Here is an 18,930-nt window from a genome sequence, read left to right as displayed (position 1 = left end):
TGAAGCGTCCCGCCCCGTCCGAACAGTGTTAGAATCGAAATCCGCCACACCGATGCACGACACCCGTACTATGATGATCAAACCGACCGCCCTGCTCCTGCCGGCTTTATTTTTCTTTCCGCACGCATACGCGCCTGCCGCCGACCTTTCCGAAAACAAGGCGGCGGGTTTCGCATTGTTCAAAAACAAAAGCCCCGACACCGAATCAGTTAAATTAAAACCCAAATTCCCCGTCCGCATCGACACGCAGGATAGTGAAATCAAAGATATGGTCGAAGAACACCTGCCGCTCATCACGCAGCAGCAGGAAGAAGTATTGGACAAGGAACAGACGGGCTTCCTCGCCGAAGAAGCACCGGACAACGTTAAAACAATGCTCCGCAGCAAAGGCTATTTCAGCAGCAAAGTCAGCCTGACGGAAAAAGACGGAGCTTATACGGTACACATCACACCGGGCCCGCGCACCAAAATCGCCAACGTCGGCGTCGCCATCCTCGGCGACATCCTTTCAGACGGCAACCTCGCCGAATACTACCGCAACGCGCTGGAAAACTGGCAGCAGCCGGTAGGCAGTGATTTCGATCAGGACAGTTGGGAAAACAGCAAAACTTCCGTCCTCGGCGCGGTAACGCGCAAAGGCTACCCGCTTGCCAAGCTCGGCAACACCCGGGCGGCCGTCAACCCCGATACCGCCACCGCCGATTTGAACGTCGTCGTGGACAGCGGCCGCCCCATCGCCTTCGGCGACTTTGAAATCACCGGCACACAGCGTTACCCCGAACAAATCGTCTCCGGCCTGGCGCGCTTCCAACCGGGCACGCCCTACGACCTCGACCTGCTGCTCGACTTCCAACAGGCACTCGAACAAAACGGGCATTATTCCGGCGCGTCCGTACAAGCCGACTTCGACCGTCTCCAAGGCGACCGCGTCCCCGTCAAAGTCAGCGTAACCGAGGTCAAACGCCACAAGCTCGAAACCGGCATCCGCCTCGATTCGGAATACGGTTTGGGCGGCAAAATCGCCTACGACTATTACAACCTCTTCAACAAAGGCTATATCGGCTCGGTCGTCTGGGATATGGACAAATACGAAACCACGCTTGCCGCCGGCATCAGCCAGCCGCGCAACTATCGGGGCAACTACTGGACAAGCAACGTCTCCTACAACCGTTCGACCACCCAAAACCTCGAAAAACGCGCCTTCTCCGGCGGCATCTGGTATGTGCGCGACCGCGCGGGCATCGATGCCAGGCTGGGGGCGGAGTTTCTCGCAGAAGGCCGGAAAATCCCCGGCTCGGATGTCGATTTGGGCAACAGCCACGCCACGATGCTGACCGCCTCTTGGAAACGCCAGCTGCTCAACAACGTGCTGCATCCCGAAAACGGCCATTACCTCGACGGCAAAATCGGTACGACTTTGGGCACATTCCTGTCCTCCACCGCGCTGATCCGCACCTCTGCCCGTGCAGGTTATTTCTTCACGCCCGAAAACAAAAAACTCGGCACGTTCATCATACGCGGACAAGCGGGTTACACCCTTGCCCGCGACAATGCCGACGTTCCTTCGGGGCTGATGTTCCGCAGCGGCGGCGCGTCTTCCGTGCGCGGTTACGAACTCGACAGCATCGGGCTTGCCGGCCCGAACGGATCGGTCCTGCCCGAACGCGCCCTCTTGGTGGGCAGCCTGGAATACCAACTGCCGTTTACGCGCACCCTTTCCGGCGCGGTATTCCACGATATGGGCGATGCCGCCGCCAATTTCAAACGTATGAAGCTGAAACACGGTTCGGGACTGGGCGTGCGCTGGTTCAGCCCGCTCGCGCCGTTTTCCTTCGACATCGCCTACGGGCACAGCGATAAGAAAATCCGCTGGCACATCAGCTTGGGAACGCGCTTCTAAACCGATACGGCCGCTTCAGACGGCATTGCAGCAAACCATTTTGAAACAGACATTATGACCGATACCGCACCGACAGATACCGATCCGACCGAAAACGGCACGCGCAAAATGCCGTCTGAACACCGCCCTGCCCCGCCGGCAAAAAAACGCCGCCCGCTGCTGAAGCTGTCGGCGGCACTGCTGTCTGTCCTGATTTTGGCAGTATGTTTCCTCGGCTGGCTCGCCGGCACGGAAGCGGGTTTGCGCTTCGGGCTGTACCAAATCCCGTCTTGGTTCGGCGTAAACATTTCCTCCCAAAACCTCAAAGGCACGCTGCTCGACGGCTTCGACGGCGACAACTGGTCGATAGAAACCGAGGGGGCAGACCTTAAAATCAGCCGCTTCCGCTTCGCGTGGAAACCGTCCGAACTGATGCGCCGCAGCCTGCACATTACCGAAATTTCCGCCGGCGACATCGCCATCGTTACCAAACCGACTCCGCCTAAAGAAGAACGCCCTCCGCTCAGCCTTCCCGACAGCATAGACCTGCCTGCCGCCGTCTATCTCGACCGCTTCGAGACGGGCAAAATCAGCATGGGCAAAGCCTTTGACAAACAAACCGTCTATCTCGAACGGCTGGATGCTTCATACCGTTATGACATCAAAGGACACCGCCTCGACCTGAAGGCTGCCGACACGCCGTGGAGCAGTTCGTCGGGGGCGGCCTCGGTCGGCTTGAAAAAACCGTTTGCCCTCGATACCGCCATTTACACCAAAGGCGGACTCAAAGGCGAAACCATACACAGTACGGCTCGGCTGAGCGGCAGCCTGAAGGATGTGCGCGCCGAACTGACGATCGACGGCGGCAATATCCGCCTCTCGGGAAAATCCGTCATCCACCCGTTTGCCGAATCATTGGATAAAACATTGGAAGAAGTACTGGTCAAAGGGTTCAACATCAATCCGGCCGCCTTCGTGCCTTCCCTGCCCGATGCCAGACTGAATTTCGACCTGACCGCCATCCCGTCGTTTTCAGACGGCATCGCGCTGGAAGGCTCGCTCGATTTGGAAAACACCAAAGCCGGCTTTGCCGACCGCAACGGCATCCCCGTCCGTCAGGTTTTAGGCAGCTTTGTCATCCGGCAGGACGGCACGGTGCATATCGGCAATACGTCCGTCGCCCTGCTCGGACGGGGCGGCATCAGGCTGTCGGGCAAAATCGACACCGAAAAAGACATCCTCGATTTAAATATAGGCATCAACTCCGTCGGCGCGGAAGACGTACTGCAAACCGCGTTCAAAGGCAGGTTGGACGGCAACATCGGCATCGGTGGCACGACCGCCTCGCCCAAAATCTCTTGGCAACTCGGCATCGGCACGGCGCGCACGGACGGCAGCCTCGCCATTGCAAGCGACCCCGCAAACGGACAGCGGAAACTGGTGCTCGACACCGTCAACATCGCCGCCGGGCAAGGCAGCCTGACCGCGCAAGGCTATCTCGAGCTGTTTAAAGACCGCCTGCTCAAGCTGGACATCCGTTCCCGCGCATTCGACCCTTCGCGCATCGATCCGCAACTTCCGGCAGGCAATATCAACGGCTCAATAAACCTTGCCGGCGAACTGGCAAAAGAGAAATTCACAGGCAAAATGCGGTTTTTACCCGGCACGTTCAACAGCGTACCGATTGCCGGCAGTGCCGACATTGTTTACGAGTCCCGCCACCTTCCGCGTGCCGCCGTCGATTTGCGGCTGGGGCGGAACATTATTAAAACAGACGGCGGCTTCGGCAAAAAAGGCGACCGGCTTAACCTCAATATCACCGCACCCGATTTATCCCGTTTCGGTTTCGGACTCGCGGGGTCTTTAAATGTACGCGGACACCTTTCCGGTGATTTGGACGGCGGCATCCGAACCTTTGAAACCGACCTTTCCGGCGCGGCGCGCAACCTGCACATCGGCAAGGCGGCAGACATCCGTTCGCTCGATTTCACGCTCAAAGGTTCGCCCGACACAAGCCGCCCGATACGCGCCGACATCAAAGGCAGCCGCCTTTCGCTGTCGGGCGGAGCGGCGGTTGTCGATACCGCCGACCTGATGCTGGACGGCACGGGCGTGCAGCACCGCATCCGCACACACGCCGCCATGACACTGGATGGCAAACCGTTCAAATTCGATTTGGACGCTTCAGGCGGCATCAACAGGGAACTTACCCGATGGAAAGGCAGCATCGGCATCCTCGACATCGGCGGCGCATTCAACCTCAAGCTGCAAAACCGTATGACGCTCGAAGCCGGTGCGGAACGCGTGGCGGCAAGTGCGGCAAATTGGCAGGCAATGGGCGGCAGCCTCAACCTGCAACACTTTTCTTGGGATAAAAAAACCGGCATATCGGCAAAAGGCGGCGCACACGGTCTGCATATCGCCGAGTTGCACAATTTCTTCAAACCGCCCTTCGAACACAATCTGGTTTTAAACGGCGACTGGGATGTCGCCTACGGGCGCAACGCGCGCGGCTACCTCAATATCAGCCGGCAAAGCGGCGATGCCGTATTGCCTGGCGGGCAGGCTTTGGGTTTGAACGCATTTTCCCTGAAAACGCGCTTTCAAAACGACCGCATCGGAATCCTGCTTGACGGCGGCGCGCGTTTCGGGCGGATTAACGCCGATTTGGACATCGGCAACGCCTTCGGCGGCAATATGGCAAATGCACCGCTCGGCGGCAGGATTACCGCCTCCCTTCCCGACTTGGGCGCATTGAAGCCCTTTCTGCCCGCCGCCGCGCAAAACATTACCGGCAGCCTGAATGCCGCCGCGCAAATCGGCGGACGGGTCGGCTCTCCGTCCGTCAATGTCGCCGTCAACGGCAGCAGCAACTACGGGAAAATCAACGGCAACATCACCGTCGGGCAAAGTAATTCTTTCAGTACCTCGCCCCTGGGCGGGAAACTCAACCTGACCGTTGCCGATGCCGAAGTATTCCGCAACTTCCTACCGGTCGGACAAACCGTCAAAGGCAGCCTGAATGCCGCCGTAACCCTCGGTGGCAGCATCGCCGATCCGCACTTGGGCGGCAGCATCAACGGCGACAAACTCTATTACCGCAACCAAACCCAAGGCATCATCTTGGACAACGGCTCGCTGCGTTCGCATATCGCGGGCAGGAAATGGGTAATCGACAGCCTGAAATTCCGGCACGAAGGAACGGCGGAACTCTCCGGCACGGTCGGTATGGAAAACAGCGGGCCCGATGTCGATATCGGCGCGGTGTTCGACAAATACCGCATCCTGTCCCGCCCCAACCGCCGCCTGACGGTTTCCGGCAACACCCGCCTGCGCTATTCGCCGCAAAAAGGCATATCCGTTACCGGGATGATTAAAACGGATCAGGGGCTGTTCGGTTCGCAAAAATCCTCGATGCCGTCCGTCGGCGACGATGTCGTCGTATTGGGCGAAGTCAAAAAAGAGGCGGCGGCACCGCTCCCCGTCAATATGAACCTGATTTTAGACCTCAATGACAGCATCCGCTTCGCCGGCTACGGCGCGGACGTTACCATAGGCGGCAAACTGACCCTGACCGCCCAACCGGGCGGAAACGTGCGGGGGGTGGGCACGGTCCGCGTCATCAAAGGGCGTTATAAGGCATACGGGCAGGATTTGGACATTACCAAAGGCACGGTCTCCTTTGTCGGCCCGCTCAACGACCCCAACCTCAACATCCGCGCCGAACGCCGACTTTCCCCCGTCGGTGCGGGCGTGGAAATATTGGGCAGCCTCAACAGCCCGCGCATTACGCTGACGGCAAACGAACCGATGAGTGAAAAAGACAAGCTCTCCTGGCTCATCCTCAACCGCGCCGGCAGCGGCAGCAGCGGCGACAATGCCGCCCTGTCCGCAGCCGCAGGCGCGCTGCTTGCCGGACAAATCAACGACCGCATCGGGCTGGTGGATGATTTGGGCTTTACCAGCAAGCGCAGCCGCAACGCGCAAACCGGAGAACTCAACCCCGCCGAACAGGTGCTGACCGTCGGCAAACAACTGACCGGCAAACTCTACATCGGCTACGAATACGGCATCTCCAGCGCGGAACAGTCCGTCAAACTGATTTACCGGCTGACCCGCGCCATACAGGCGGTTGCCCGTATCGGCAGCCTTTCGTCGGGCGGCGAGCTGACATACACCATACGTTTCGACCGCCTATTCGGTTCGGACAAAAAAGACTCCGCCGGAAACGGCAAAGGGAAATAAACGGTTTTCAGACGGCATGGCACTGTCCGCCGCCATGCCGTCTGAAAGGCGCGCCGCCAAACCGGATATTTGAAAACCTGCTTTTCCGCCACTGTCCGCCTGCAAGGGAACAGAATCGATATAGTGAATTAACAAAAATCAGGATAAGGCGACGAAGCCGCAGACAGTACAAATAGTACGGAACCGATTCACTCGGTGCTTCAGCACCTTAGAGAATCGTTCTCTTTGAGCTAAGTCGAGGCAACGCCGTACCGGTTTTTGTTAATCCACTATAATGCGCCCTTCGGCGTGGCGGATATATAAGGAAGTGATTTTCCATCTAAGTAAAAACCGCCCTATCGGATAAGCCGCTTGACTGAAAAGGCTTTACCCGCGCCGTATCGGAACACGTACTCTAAAATACAATCCGTTGAATTGAAACAAATATAAAAACATTCGTCCGCAAAAACGGCAGCGCATCGTTTGACAAAGAATGAAAATATCGGTTAAAAACCGATTTTCATACAAAAAACACCGCCGCCGTCCGCATACGTTTCAGACGGCATTGAGAGAAAATCTTTTAGGAGAACCTTTATGTCCCGGCATCCCGCCCGCACCGGAGAAAAAACATTCTTCGGCCACCCCTTCCAGCTTTCCACCCTCTTTCATATCGAATTGTGGGAACGCTTTTCATTTTACGGAATGCAGGGCATCCTGCTGATCTACCTCTACTACACCGCCGACAAAGGCGGCTTGGGCATAGACAAAACCCTCGCCGGCGGCATTGTCGGCGCATACAGCGGCAGCGTGTACCTGTCCACCATTTTGGGCGCGTGGTTTGCCGACCGCGTATGGGGTGCGGAAAAAACCCTCTTCCTCTCGGGCATCGTCGTAATGCTCGGACACATCGTCCTTGCCGCAGCACCGGGCCTGTACGGCCTTTTAATCGGGCTGATATTCATCGCATTGGGCAGCGGCGGCGTGAAATCTACGGCCAGTTCTATGGTGGGCGCATTATACGAACAGGACGAAATGCGCCCGTTGCGCGATGCGGGATTTTCCATTTTCTACATTGCCATCAATATCGGCGGCTTCCTGGGTCCGCTGCTGACCGGACTGCTTCAGGAAAACATCGGTTTCCATTATGGTTTCGGCGCGGCGGCGGTCGGTATGGCATTCGGCTTGTGGCGTTATTCCTTGGGACGTAAAAACCTGCCCCACCCCACCGTCCCCCATCCGCTTTCAAAAGGACAAGGCAAAACTGCGGCCGCCGTCGGCATCGCCCTCATCGTCGCGCTTGCCGCCTCCATCAAAACCGGGCTTGTCAACCTCGACAATTTCTCCGGCATCCTCTTATCTACCGTCATCCTTGCCGTCATCGTCTATTTTACCCGCCTGCTAACCAACCCCCGCGTCAGTTCCGACAACAAACGGCACATCATCGCCTACATCCCGCTTTTCCTGACCATCTGTATGTTTTGGGCCGTCTGGTTTCAGATTTACACCGTGGCGACCGTCTATTTCGACGAAACCGTCAACCGCACCATCGGTTCGTTTACCGTACCCGTCGCCTGGAAAGATTCTATGCAAAGCCTGTGGGTCATCCTGTTTTCCGGACTCATGGCGGCAATGTGGACAAAAATGGGGCGCAAACAGCCCAAAACCCCGCTGAAATTCGCTATGGCGGTATTTGTTACCGGAGCGTCGTTTTTGGGATTCGTCCCCTTTATTTCCTCCGGCACGCCTATGCCTATTGCGGTTTTCGCACTGATCGTCCTCGCCATCACGATAGGCGAGCTGATGATTTCTCCGATTGCGCTGTCCATCTCCACCAAAATCGCACCGCCTTTATTCAAAACCCAAATGGTCGCCCTTAATTTCCTTGCCTTTTCATTAGGCTTCACTTTGGGCGGCGTATTGTTTGAAAAAGGCTATCAGGCCGGCGACGAAATCGGCTTCTACCGGCTGCTGTTCTACATCGGCGCAGCCACAGGCTTCCTGCTGCTCCTGCTCGTCCCCAAATTGAACAAAATGCTCGAAGGCGCAGACTGAGTCCCGCCCCGATGCGCCGATGCCGTCTGAACCCTTCAGACGGCATTTTTTCCGCATAATGAAACCAAACCGTTTCCATCCGGCAGGACAGGCTTCCGCCCCCCCCCTGAAATAACCGCCCCGGCAGCCGGCCGGAACCTGCCGATTACCATTTGAATACCCGCCCGATTCCGTCTGTTTGCAAGGAAAAGCCGCTGATTTCCGTTTGTATGGAAACAGTTTGGTTTCATTGAAAAAAGGCATTTTGTCCGACTCATCAGAGCCGCATCAACGAAATATATAGTGGATTAACAAAAATCAGGACAAGGCGACGAAGCTGCAGACAGTACAAATAGTACGGAACCGATTCACTTGGTGCTTCAGCACCTTAGAGAATCGTTCTCTTTGAGCTAAGGCGAGCCAACGCTGTACTGGTTTTTGTTAATTCACTATAAAAATGCCGTCTGAACCGTATTTCAGGTTTCAGACGGCATTTGCGTGTCGGATGCACACCGGACGGGCGGTAAGCCGGGTTCTGTCTCGGACAGTCATTCCTCTAGGCATACCGTTGCCGGTATGCTCAAGCAACCTACCCGAACGCTCGGCGGGCAGCGTCATTGCGTTCTGTTTGGTCTTGCTCCGAATGGGGTTTGGCCTGCCGCATATTGTTACCAAATGCGCGGTGCGCCCTTACCGCACCTTTTCACCCTTGCCTGTGCTGCCAAAGCAGCCATCGGCGGTTTTGCTTTCTGTTCCACTTTCCGTCGCGTTACCGCGCCCGGCCGTTAACCGGCATTCTACCCTGCGGAGCCCGGACTTTCCTCCCCGTATGCCTTACGCGATACGCGGCGACTGTCTGCCCGTCCCGTGTGCGGCGCGGATTATAACACGAAACGCAAAAATGCCGTCTGAAACACAAAATGCTTCAGACGGCATACGGTTCAAACTACACGCCCTGTTTCAGGCTGGCTTCGATAAAGCCGTCCAAATCTCCGTCCAATACGGCTTTGGTGTTGCCGACTTCGTAGCCTGTGCGTAAATCTTTGATGCGCGAGGAATCCAAAACATACGAACGGATTTGGCTGCCCCAACCCACATCTGACTTACCTTCTTCCAATGCCTGTTTCTCTTCGTTGCGTTTACGCATTTCCAATTCGTACAGTTTGGATTTCAACATTTCCATCGCGGCGGCTTTGTTGGCGTGTTGCGAACGGTCGTTTTGACATTGCACCACAATCCCCGTCGGCTCGTGGGTAATACGCACGGCGGAGTCGGTTTTGTTGATGTGCTGACCGCCCGCGCCCGATGCGCGGTAGGTGTCGATACGCAAATCGGCGGGGTTGATTTCGATTTCGATGGAATCGTCGATTTCAGGGTAAACGAACACCGAGGCAAACGAGGTATGGCGTTTGTTGTTCGAGTCAAACGGCGAATAGCGCACCAAGCGGTGAACGCCGGTTTCGGTACGCAGCAAACCATAAGCGTATTCGCCTTCCACTCGGATAGTGGCGCGGTTGATGCCTGCGATTTCGCCGTCGTCTTCCTCAAGGATTTCGATTTTGAAGCCTTTGCGCTCGGCGTAGCGGCTGTACATACGGAACAGCATACCCGCCCAGTCTTCCGCTTCCGTACCGCCTGCGCCTGCGGTGATGTCGATAAAGCAGTTGTTCGGGTCGGCGGGCTGGTTGAACATCCGTTTGAACTCCAAATCCGCCATCTGTTTTTCCAGCCCCGCCACGTCTTCCTGCACGGCGGCGAAACCTTCTTCGTCGTTTTCTTCGACGGTCATTTCAATCAGCATGCGGTTGTCTTCGATGCCCGAAGCGATGTTGTCCAGCGTCAACACGATGCCTTCGAGGATTTTGCGCTCTTTGCCGATTTCTTGGGCGCGTTTCGGGTCGTTCCAAAGTTCGGGGTCTTCGGAAAGTCCGACGACTTCTTCCAATCGGTCTTTCTTGCCCTGATAGTCCATATAGACGCGGATGTCTTCGCTGCGCTTTTCCAAATCGTTCAGGGTGTTGTTGAGCTGATTGATTACTTCGGATTCCATGATTCTTTTGTTCTTTCAAAATTTTAGGGGCGTATTGTACGGGATTCGGGTATTTTTTTCTATGGATAAAGCCTTCCGGAAACACGTTCAGACGGCATAGCGTCAATAACGGTATGCCGCCAGTTTACGTTTGATTTCAGGCAATGCGGCACGCGCTGCCTCCTCGCCCAACCGGATGGCGCGTTTTTTCTGATCGAATCCGCCGACTGCACCCAAATCCAACACCTGCGGTTTGATGACGACATTTGCCTGCCCCAACTCATTTTGCAACGCGGAAACGCTCATCACGTTCAGCGTCTGATCGAGATAAGAGAAGAACCCTTGACCGACATTTTTGCTCGGGCGTGCGGAAATATCGACGGCAATCACAAAATTCGCACCCTGATGTTTGGCGGCACTGACGGGCACGGGCTGCGACAGACCGCCGTCAACATATTTGTGTCCGCTGATGATAACGGGTTGGAATACATTGGGAATGGCGGCGGAAGCGCGCACAGCCTGCCCGGCATTCCCCTGATTAAAAACGACGGCTTTGCCGGTTTCAAAATCAGTGGCAACGGCGGCAAATTTGATGGGAAACTGCTGAATCTGCCTGCCGCCGACTTTTCGGTTGATGTAATTTTGCAGCTTTTCGCCTTTGATAAAACCACTGGTGGACAAGGTTAAATCGACCAAATCGGTTTTACCTAAAATTTCGGCTTCCAATTCGAGGCGGTCGGGCGACATACCCGATGCAAAAAGGCTGCCGACTATCGAACCTGCCGATGTGCCGGTTACTACTTTTACAGGAATACCGTTTTCTTTCAAAACCTTAATAATGCCTATATGGGCAAATCCTTTAGATGCTCCGCCACCGAGTGCCAAACCGACCACTGCGGCGGGTTTGGCGGTTTGCACCGGCTTGCGGGCGGCATTGTTTCCCGCCATACCGCAGGCGGCAAGCAACGCGGCGGCGGCGATTGCCAAAAGTGGTCTGATTTTTGAAAACGTTACCATATTTTCCATTCCTTTATATATCGCATCCCGTCAAAGGGGGGATTGCTTTTCTTAACAATCTCCTTTGACAGCCAAGCGAAAGGGGCTTTGTTAAGTCATCATCAAAATTAATATTTTCTTTTTTTCCTTTACGGAAATTGTAATTGTTGGGGTCATATGAATGATCGAAGCCACCATCAATAGTTTCATTTTCCAGCGACATAGGCCGTTGCCCCTATAAATACTGAGATGGCAAAGGAAATATGCCTTCACTTTCTGGATAATTTTCCACATTACTAGACAGCCAGAGTTCAAAGATTTTGTAATCGTCAAAGAAACCAAATATATACCCTCGCTTTAGTAAGTCTATATAATCTTTTTGAGAAACTACCAAAGAATTTCCGTTTCTCATTACTCTTGATTGTCTAATAAAAAGTTCTTTATTGTATGATAAGAAAATCGCTAAATCTGGATATATTATATTTTCTTTCTCTAAATCAACTTGCCCTATCAGTTTCCAAATCTTCTTTCTTATGGCTGTTTCTATACAGGATTTATAAGTCTTAAACCCAACAGAAAGAAGCTCATCCATATTGGCTGTCTTTTCCGAGAGATAGTCAAAAATACCAAACTCGTATTGCCTCACCCTACATATGTAAGTAAATTTCCCATTTGGGAGCGAGATTTCATAGATTTTTCCGTATTTTTTTACGCCCTTATCCATATTGATTATTTTTAATGTGATTTATTTGATAAATTATCATCGAGTAGTCCCGTTTTGTTGTTGTCGGGATTAACATTTGAAAGCATACCATCCAAGGCGGGAATTATCTCACAACACCGCCGTTATCCAAATATCCCGCCTTTTTCCCTTTCTTTCCGTCAAAATACTTTCTTTTTATATTCATTAACTTGTTAAATTGTTGGCTGCCGAGTGTCAGTTTTTCCGACAAAATCCGTCTAATGGGGTATCAACAGAACCAAAATAGGAATACTTATGAAAATCGGAACAACTTGGCAGACGGCATCCGCTATGCTGGTTTTGCGTCTGTTTGCCGCATATGAATTTTTGGAATCGGGTTTGCAAAAATGGAACGGGGAGAATTGGTTTTCCGAAATCAACGATCAATTCCCATTCCCGTTCAACTTACTGCCGGACGCGTTAAACTGGAATCTCGCTATGTATGCGGAGCTTTTGCTGCCCGTACTGTTGCTTTTGGGTTTGGCAACGCGCCTGTCGGCATTGGGGCTGATGGTCGTTACCGCCGTCGCTTGGGCTGCGGTTCACGCCGGTTCAGGTTACAATGTCTGCGACAACGGTTATAAAATGGCTTTAATTTATATCGTGGTATTAATCCCGCTGCTTTTGCAGGGTGCGGGCGGATGGTCGCTGGATACGCTGCTGAAAAAACGGTTTTGCCCCCGATGCCGTCTGAAACAAGATTGATTCAGTCGTGGAATCTGACTTTAAACATTCCAACCTTATCTCGTTAACTTGATATTCTGAAAAGGAAATAGAAATGAACAAAAACATTGCTGCCGCACTCGCCGGTGCTTTATCCCTGTCTTTGGCCGCCGGCGCCGTTGCCGCCGACAAACCGGCAAGCAACGCAACAGGCGTTCAAAAATCCGCCCAAGGCTCTTGCGGCGCGTCCAAATCTGCCGAAGGTTCGTGCGGCGCGGCTGCTTCTAAAGCAGGCGAAGGCAAATGCGGCGAGGGCAAATGCGGTGCAACCGTAAAAAAAGCCCACAAACACACCAAAGCATCTAAAGCCAAAGCCAAATCTGCCGAAGGCAAATGCGGCGAAGGCAAATGCGGTTCTAAATAATCCCGCCCCTTCAAACCAAGCCGCGTTTTTCAGTAAAATGCGGCTTTTTTAACGGCAAACAAAGATTTTTTTAAACAAGCACATTATTCTTTTGTGCCATCCGAACCGGGTAAAAATATGATTCAACACGCAGGCTTGGGCTACCGCCGCGACTTGGCGGAAGACTTTCTCTCGCTTTCCGAAAACAGCCCGATATGCTTTATCGAAGCCGCACCGGAAAACTGGCTGAAAATGGGCGGCAGGGCGCGCAAACAGTTTGATCGCGTGGCGGAACGGCTGCCGCTGGCGTTGCACGGATTGTCTATGTCGCTGGGCGGGCAAGCCCCGCTGGATACTGATTTGATAGACGGCATCAAAGAAATGATGCGCCGTTACGATTGCACGTTTTTCTCCGACCATTTGAGCTACTGCCACGACGGCGGTCATCTTTACGATTTGTTGCCGCTGCCCTTTACCGAGGAAATGGTGCATCATACGGCGCGGCGTATCCGCGAAGTGCAAGACCGTTTGGGCTGCCGCATCGCCGTGGAAAACACGTCCTACTATCTGCATTCCCCGCTTGCCGAGATGAACGAGGTCGAGTTCCTCAACGCGGTTGCACGTGAGGCCGATTGCGGCATTCATCTGGACGTGAACAATATCTACGTCAACGCCGTCAATCACGGTCTGTTGTCGCCGGAGGCTTTTTTGAAAAACGTTGACGCAGATCGCGTGTGCTATATCCATATTGCCGGACATGACGTGGAAACGCCGGAATTGTTGATTGATACACATGGCGCGGCAGTTTTGCCGACTGTTTGGGACTTGCTCGAACTTGCCTATGCCAAGCTGCCGACGATTCCGCCCACCCTGTTGGAACGCGATTTTAATTTCCCGCCTTTTGCCGAACTCGAAGCCGAAGTCGCCAAAATCGCCGATTATCAAACGCGTGCCGGAAAGGAATGCCGCCGTGCAGCCTGAAACCTCTGCCCAATACCAGCACCGTTTCGCCCAAGCCATACGCGGGGGCGAAGCCGCAGACGGTCTGCCGCAAGACCGACTGAACGTCTATATCCGCCTGATACGCAACAATATCCACAGCTTTATCGACCGCTGCTATACCGAAACGCGGCAATACTTTGACAGCGAAGAATGGAGTCGTCTGAAAGAAGGTTTCGTCCGCGACGCGCACGCCCAAACGCCCTATTTTCAAGAAATCCCCGGCGAGTTCCTACAATATTGCCAAAGCCTGCCGCTTTCAGACGGCATTTTGGCACTGATGGATTTTGAATATACCCAATTGCTGGCAGAAGTTGCTCAAATTCCGGATATTCCCGACATTCATTATTCAAATGACAGCAAATACACACCTTCCCCTGCGGCCTTTATCCGGCAATATCGATATGATGTTACCGATGATTTGCATGAAGCGGAAACAGCCTTGTTAATATGGCGAAACGCCGAAGATAATGTGATGTACCAAACATTGGACGGCTTCGATATGATGCTGCTAGAAATAATGGGTTCCTCCGCGCTTTCGTTTGACACCCTCGCCCAAACCCTTGTCGAATTTATGCCTGAGGACGATAATTGGAAAAATATTTTGCTTGGGAAATGGTCAGGCTGGATTGAACAAAGGATTATCATCCCCTCCTTATCCGCCATATCCGAAAATATGGAAGGCAATTACCCGGGCCAAAACCATCTATCCGCATAAAATTACCTTGTTCCCGATACTATGCCGCTACCCGACCTGACCGATGCCGAATTAATGGAGTCGCGCAAACTGCTTCTGCATTTTGCGCGACTCCAGTTGCCCGACCACCCTGATTTGGCTGAAGATTTAGTGCAGGAAACATTGCTGTCCGCATACAGCGCAGGCGACAGTTTTCAAGGCAGGGCGCTTGTCAACAGCTGGCTTTTTGCCATATTGAAAAACAAAATTATTGACGCATTACGTCAAATCGGGAGGCAGAGGAAAGTCTTTACCGCACTGGATGACGAGCTGCTGGATGAAGCATTTGAAAGCCATTTTTCCCAAAACGGGCATTGGACGCCGGAAGGGCAGCCGCAACATTGGAACACTCCGGAAAAATCATTAAATAACAACGAATTTCAAAAAATTCTGCAAAGCTGCCTATACAACCTGCCTGAAAACACCGCACGGGTATTTACCCTGAAGGAAATACTCGGTTTTTCATCCGGCGAAATACAACAAATGTGCGGTATCAGCACGGCCAACTACCACACCATTATGCACCGCGCCCGAGAATCATTGCGCCAATGCCTGCAAATCAAATGGTTCAACCAAAAAAACCCGAAGTAAACATTATGAAAAAATGCCGCGATATTGCCCTGCTTCTTTCCAAACATCAGGAACGGGAAACCACCCCGTGCGAGAAGATTTCCATATACACACACCTACTGTTCTGCCCGCATTGCCGGGAATATAAAAGACAGCTTCAAACCATCAAAATATCACTGGCAAAAACAACCAGAACTTCAAAATAAATGCCGTCTGAAAGGGCTTCAGACGGCATAAGCTGACGGAAACAAATCAAACCGATTTACTGTTATCGGCAGTTCATCCATAATACACACTTCAAAAGCAGCATACCCCTCCATACGGAATGTATAAATACGCAAAACACGAAGGCTGCATCAATTTGCCATATTTGCCTCATTTCACAGACGGCATTACTCCCCCCGCCCAACCCGTTCTTTCTGAATAAGCGGATTTCAATGATTAAGGAAACCCCAATGCGCCCAATCTTCCTATCTTTCGTTTTACTCCCTATATTGCTAACCGCCTGCAGCACACCGGACAAGTCTGCCCGATGGGAAAATATCGGCACAATCTCAAACGGCAATATTCATACATATATCAATAAAGACAGCGTGAGAAAAAACGGAAATCTGATGATTTTCCAAGATAAAAAAGTTGTTACCAATCTAAAACAAGAACGTTTTGCCAACACCCCCGCATACAAGACTGCCATTGCCGAGTGGGAAATCCATTGCAACAACAAAACATACCGCTTAAGTTCGCTACAGTTGTTTGATACAAAAAACACAGAAATTTCCACACAAAGCTACACAGCCTCTTCCCTCCGCCCGATGAGCATCCTGTCCGGGACATTAACCGAAAAACAATATGAAACCGTATGCGGAAAAAAACTCTGATTGTAACTTATACACAAACTTACCCACAAACCTTATCATAAAAATGCCGTCTGAAATACTGAAATATCAGCATTTCGGACGGCATTTTGCCATTTCATGAAAATTATCCACAAAGTTATCCATATTATTTTTTAAAATCGGCTTCTATCCGAAATATAGTGGATTAACAAAAATCAGGACAAGGCGACGAAGCCGCAGACAGTACAAATAGTACGGCAAGGCGAGGTAACGCCGTACTGGTTTAAATTTAATCCACTATATAAACCTGCTATACAATTTCACTATCCAAACGTAAATTGTTCCATTGATACACAAAACTGCTTGCCCCCATAATTTTGATAAAGCATTTCTTACATTCTCGGCTCCGTCCCGTAACCAACACAGTCTCTAAAAAATAATCGCTTGTTTTGACACCGATACACTCATACAAATACAGAAACTCAAGAAAATAATCTTGTGTATTGACCATCTCAAGCAATTCAGAAAAATCAAGAAATTTTCTGACCGTAAACAAACGTTTCCCTAAAAAAATGATGTCTTCAAAAATATCGACCAAATAATCATCTTCGGCGTTTTCATTTTCATGGGTTAAAACAACACGGGAAAAATCTGTTTTCAGATGCTTTCCCGCTTGATTGTTTGGATTGTTGTTCAGAACGATAAAACCGTCCTCAAAATCAAAGCAAACGTTGTGTCCTTCTACCTTTATCTCTGTGCAATAACAATCATGTAGAGAAATACCATCCGAAAAATTTTTTCTTTGTGTATGCAAAAAAGTTTTCATTCAAGTACCCATATCTAACGCAAACGTTTACCTGTTTCCCCGTCGATAATCTGACTCGGCGATTTCTGCCGGCCGATTCTCCCACCAACAGTCCACACATCGCGTCCGAATTGCCTTCTGACTTCCCTCTCCGTCCGACACGCGCGTTTGCCCGCCCTATTGCATGAGGTAGAAACTAAAGGCATACCCAATATCTGACACAAACGTCTTGCTCCATCATGATCGGGAACCCTGACTGCCAACTTATTACGCCTCTTACCACGCAATTCAGGTAATATGCCAGATTTAGCCAACAATAGGAAAGTCTTAGGAGCAGGCCATTCTTTTCTAAGCATAGCCTGCAAACTTTCAGACGGCATTTGAAGTAAAGGCTGCAACTGTTCAAATTGATTCCCGATGACAATCATACCCTTGTGTTGCGGCCTTTTTTTCAAATGTGCCAACTTACCGAGTGCTTTGGCTAATGTCGGAAGACACCCCAAACCATAACAAGATTCGGTCGGATAAGCGACCAAACCGCCTTTTTTCAAATAAACGCTTAACTTACGTTGCGCTGATGCTGCGATAATTCTCGGAAATAACATAATATAAAATGCCGTCTGAAGCGTATCAGTCACTTGGCTTCAGACGGCATCATCCTCTTTCTAATTAACGGTTAATCGCTTTATCGGCAATGTCTTTACGGTATTGCATCCCGTCAAAGCTGATTTTTTCCAATGCGCCATACGCCTTGGCTTTGGCTTGCACCACATCGTCGCCCAATCCTACAACGCACAATACGCGGCCGCCGTTGGTCAATACGTCACCTTTCCCATTTGCCGTTGTGCCAGCATGGAATACTTTGCCGATTTGGTTGGCGGCATCCAGACCGGAAATAACATCGCCTTTTTTAGGCGTTTCGGGATAATTTTGTGCCGCCAGCACCACGCCTACGGCAGTTTGCGGATTCCATTCTGCGGTTACGCTATCGAGTTTGCCGTCTATTGCCGCCTCGACCAAATCCGCCAAGTCGCTGCTCAGACGACTCATAATCGGCTGGGTTTCAGGATCGCCGAAACGGCAGTTAAACTCAATCGTATAGGGTGCGCCGTTTTTATCAATCATCAAACCTGCGTACAGGAAACCAGTGAACTCATATCCTTCCGCTTTCATCCCCGCTACGGTCGACAAAATAATCTCGTTCATCGCACGCTCGTACACAGCAGGCGTTACCACAGGCGCGGGACTGTACGCACCCATACCGCCCGTATTCGGACCTTTGTCTCCGTCTAAAAGACGTTTGTGGTCTTGACTGGTCGCCATAGGCAATACATGATTGCCATCAACCATAACGATAAAGCTCGCTTCTTCGCCTTGCAGGAAATCTTCAATCACAACGCGCGCGCCGGCATTGCCCATTTTATTACCCAGCAGCATATCGTCAATCGCGGCGTGCGCCTCATCCAAAGTTATCGCCACAATCACGCCTTTACCTGCCGCCAAACCATCGGCTTTGATAACGATAGGCGCACCTTTCTGATTGACGTAATCGTGTGCAGCATCGGCATTTTCAAAGGTTTGGTATTGCGCGGTCGGGATATTGTATTTCGCCATAAATGCTTTGGCGAAATCTTTAGAACTTTCCAACTGAGCCGCATATTGTGTCGGACCAAATATTTTCAGCCCTACAGCACGGAAATCATCCACAATACCCGCCGCCAAAGGCGCTTCAGGGCCAACGACGGTAAAAGCAATATTTTCTTTGCGGCAGAATTCAATCAAATCCTGATGCGCAGTCAAGGCGATGTTTTGCAATTTAGGTTCAATTGCCGTACCGGCATTACCGGGCGCAACAAATACTGTTTCCACTTTGGGCGACTGCGCCAATTTCCAAGCTAGCGCATGTTCGCGACCGCCATTACCGATAACCAGCAGTTTCATACCATCTCCTTGACAAATATGTACTTTTAACAAAAAACTCGACACAAGGGGACTTTTATCCCATTTGAATAAATTT

16 protein-coding genes and 1 other RNA gene are annotated in these 18,930 nt (G+C 51.7%); 10 read left to right on the top strand and 7 right to left on the bottom strand.

The window, feature by feature from the left end; genetic code table 11:
* Window positions 1-52: 52 nt before the first annotated feature.
* The 3 genes from ACNAU7_RS07930 to ACNAU7_RS07920 all read left to right on the top strand — a co-directional run bounded on the left by ACNAU7_RS07930 (window position 53) and on the right by ACNAU7_RS07920 (window position 8,155).
* Entirely contained in the window at window positions 53-1,900 is a 1,848-nt protein-coding gene (locus ACNAU7_RS07930; protein ID WP_416301921.1) for an autotransporter assembly complex protein TamA, read from the top strand.
* 54 nt (window positions 1,901-1,954) lie between these two features.
* Complete coding sequence (locus ACNAU7_RS07925) at window positions 1,955-6,124, top strand: translocation/assembly module TamB domain-containing protein (RefSeq protein ID WP_416301881.1); 4,170 nt, start codon at window positions 1,955-1,957, stop codon at window positions 6,122-6,124.
* A gap of 573 nt (window positions 6,125-6,697) precedes the next feature.
* Window positions 6,698-8,155, top strand: coding sequence for an MFS transporter (locus tag ACNAU7_RS07920; RefSeq protein ID WP_416301880.1), 1,458 nt, complete (start codon window positions 6,698-6,700; stop codon window positions 8,153-8,155).
* A gap of 487 nt (window positions 8,156-8,642) precedes the next feature.
* On the opposite strand, the gene rnpB is transcribed toward ACNAU7_RS07920, so the two are convergent.
* The 4 genes from rnpB to ACNAU7_RS07900 all read right to left on the bottom strand — a co-directional run bounded on the left by rnpB (window position 8,643) and on the right by ACNAU7_RS07900 (window position 11,883).
* Window positions 8,643-9,002: RNase P RNA component class A (gene rnpB / locus ACNAU7_RS07915), an RNA gene on the bottom strand.
* Between the two features lie 78 nt (window positions 9,003-9,080).
* Window positions 9,081-10,184, bottom strand: coding sequence for a peptide chain release factor 2 (gene prfB, locus ACNAU7_RS07910; RefSeq protein ID WP_118779603.1), 1,104 nt, complete (start codon window positions 10,182-10,184; stop codon window positions 9,081-9,083).
* 102 nt (window positions 10,185-10,286) lie between these two features.
* A complete protein-coding gene (locus ACNAU7_RS07905; RefSeq protein ID WP_416301879.1) occupies window positions 10,287-11,180 on the bottom strand; it encodes a patatin-like phospholipase family protein in 894 nt (297 codons plus the stop codon).
* A gap of 214 nt (window positions 11,181-11,394) precedes the next feature.
* Entirely contained in the window at window positions 11,395-11,883 is a 489-nt protein-coding gene (locus ACNAU7_RS07900; RefSeq protein ID WP_416301878.1) for an Imm26 family immunity protein, read from the bottom strand.
* Window positions 11,884-12,156: 273 nt separating this feature from the next.
* Here ACNAU7_RS07900 and ACNAU7_RS07895 point away from each other — a divergent pair, with 273 nt between their 5' ends.
* The 7 genes from ACNAU7_RS07895 (at window position 12,157) to ACNAU7_RS07865 (ending at window position 16,150) form a co-directional block, all read left to right on the top strand.
* Complete coding sequence (locus ACNAU7_RS07895; RefSeq protein WP_003710760.1) at window positions 12,157-12,606, top strand: DoxX family protein; 450 nt, start codon at window positions 12,157-12,159, stop codon at window positions 12,604-12,606.
* A 73-nt stretch (window positions 12,607-12,679) separates the two neighbouring features.
* Complete coding sequence (locus tag ACNAU7_RS07890) at window positions 12,680-12,988, top strand: hypothetical protein (protein ID WP_003688122.1); 309 nt, start codon at window positions 12,680-12,682, stop codon at window positions 12,986-12,988.
* Between the two features lie 117 nt (window positions 12,989-13,105).
* A complete protein-coding gene (locus ACNAU7_RS07885) occupies window positions 13,106-13,948 on the top strand; it encodes a DUF692 domain-containing protein (protein WP_411671517.1) in 843 nt (280 codons plus the stop codon).
* A complete protein-coding gene (locus ACNAU7_RS07880) occupies window positions 13,938-14,684 on the top strand; it encodes a DNA-binding domain-containing protein (RefSeq protein ID WP_416301877.1) in 747 nt (248 codons plus the stop codon). Before ACNAU7_RS07885 ends, ACNAU7_RS07880 begins: the two co-directional genes overlap by 11 nt.
* Before the next feature lie 21 nt (window positions 14,685-14,705).
* Window positions 14,706-15,293 (top strand): sigma-70 family RNA polymerase sigma factor, encoded by a 588-nt coding sequence (locus ACNAU7_RS07875; RefSeq protein ID WP_308073366.1) that lies wholly within the window; start codon window positions 14,706-14,708, stop codon window positions 15,291-15,293.
* A 5-nt stretch (window positions 15,294-15,298) separates the two neighbouring features.
* Window positions 15,299-15,478 (top strand): zf-HC2 domain-containing protein, encoded by a 180-nt coding sequence (locus tag ACNAU7_RS07870; protein ID WP_308073367.1) that lies wholly within the window; start codon window positions 15,299-15,301, stop codon window positions 15,476-15,478.
* Between the two features lie 231 nt (window positions 15,479-15,709).
* A complete protein-coding gene (locus ACNAU7_RS07865) occupies window positions 15,710-16,150 on the top strand; it encodes a surface-adhesin E family protein (RefSeq protein ID WP_003710766.1) in 441 nt (146 codons plus the stop codon).
* A 268-nt stretch (window positions 16,151-16,418) separates the two neighbouring features.
* On the opposite strand, the gene ACNAU7_RS07860 is transcribed toward ACNAU7_RS07865, so the two are convergent.
* Genes ACNAU7_RS07860 through purD form a run of 3 tightly spaced genes read right to left on the bottom strand, consistent with a single transcriptional unit; the run spans window position 16,419 to window position 18,854 of the window.
* Entirely contained in the window at window positions 16,419-16,934 is a 516-nt protein-coding gene (locus tag ACNAU7_RS07860) for a hypothetical protein (protein WP_416301876.1), read from the bottom strand.
* Window positions 16,935-16,948: 14 nt separating this feature from the next.
* Entirely contained in the window at window positions 16,949-17,551 is a 603-nt protein-coding gene (locus ACNAU7_RS07855; RefSeq protein WP_416301875.1) for an L-threonylcarbamoyladenylate synthase, read from the bottom strand.
* A 31-nt stretch (window positions 17,552-17,582) separates the two neighbouring features.
* Window positions 17,583-18,854 carry a phosphoribosylamine--glycine ligase gene (gene purD / locus ACNAU7_RS07850; protein ID WP_416301874.1) on the bottom strand — a complete coding sequence of 424 codons (1,272 nt, stop codon included), beginning with the start codon at window positions 18,852-18,854 and terminating at the stop codon, window positions 17,583-17,585.
* Window positions 18,855-18,930: the final 76 nt, after the last annotated feature.

This window comes from Neisseria sp. LACPHL-SPEC-2024-00856 (genome assembly GCF_047915665.1).
Lineage (GTDB): Bacteria > Pseudomonadota > Gammaproteobacteria > Burkholderiales > Neisseriaceae > Neisseria > Neisseria polysaccharea.
Note: the sequence above shows the minus strand (reverse complement) of the source record. Positions and strands in the feature narration are given on the sequence as shown.

Coding starts and splice junctions, on each gene's coding strand:
- ACNAU7_RS07930 (WP_416301921.1), top strand. CDS start 53: ATGCACGACACCCGTACTATGATGATCAAACCGACCGCCCTGCTCCTG.
- ACNAU7_RS07925 (WP_416301881.1), top strand. CDS start 1,955: ATGACCGATACCGCACCGACAGATACCGATCCGACCGAAAACGGCACG.
- ACNAU7_RS07920 (WP_416301880.1), top strand. CDS start 6,698: ATGTCCCGGCATCCCGCCCGCACCGGAGAAAAAACATTCTTCGGCCAC.
- prfB (WP_118779603.1), bottom strand. CDS start 10,184: ATGGAATCCGAAGTAATCAATCAGCTCAACAACACCCTGAACGATTTG.
- ACNAU7_RS07905 (WP_416301879.1), bottom strand. CDS start 11,180: ATGGTAACGTTTTCAAAAATCAGACCACTTTTGGCAATCGCCGCCGCC.
- ACNAU7_RS07900 (WP_416301878.1), bottom strand. CDS start 11,883: ATGGATAAGGGCGTAAAAAAATACGGAAAAATCTATGAAATCTCGCTC.
- ACNAU7_RS07895 (WP_003710760.1), top strand. CDS start 12,157: ATGAAAATCGGAACAACTTGGCAGACGGCATCCGCTATGCTGGTTTTG.
- ACNAU7_RS07890 (WP_003688122.1), top strand. CDS start 12,680: ATGAACAAAAACATTGCTGCCGCACTCGCCGGTGCTTTATCCCTGTCT.
- ACNAU7_RS07885 (WP_411671517.1), top strand. CDS start 13,106: ATGATTCAACACGCAGGCTTGGGCTACCGCCGCGACTTGGCGGAAGAC.
- ACNAU7_RS07875 (WP_308073366.1), top strand. CDS start 14,706: ATGCCGCTACCCGACCTGACCGATGCCGAATTAATGGAGTCGCGCAAA.
- ACNAU7_RS07870 (WP_308073367.1), top strand. CDS start 15,299: ATGAAAAAATGCCGCGATATTGCCCTGCTTCTTTCCAAACATCAGGAA.
- ACNAU7_RS07865 (WP_003710766.1), top strand. CDS start 15,710: ATGATTAAGGAAACCCCAATGCGCCCAATCTTCCTATCTTTCGTTTTA.
- ACNAU7_RS07860 (WP_416301876.1), bottom strand. CDS start 16,934: ATGAAAACTTTTTTGCATACACAAAGAAAAAATTTTTCGGATGGTATT.
- purD (WP_416301874.1), bottom strand. CDS start 18,854: ATGAAACTGCTGGTTATCGGTAATGGCGGTCGCGAACATGCGCTAGCT.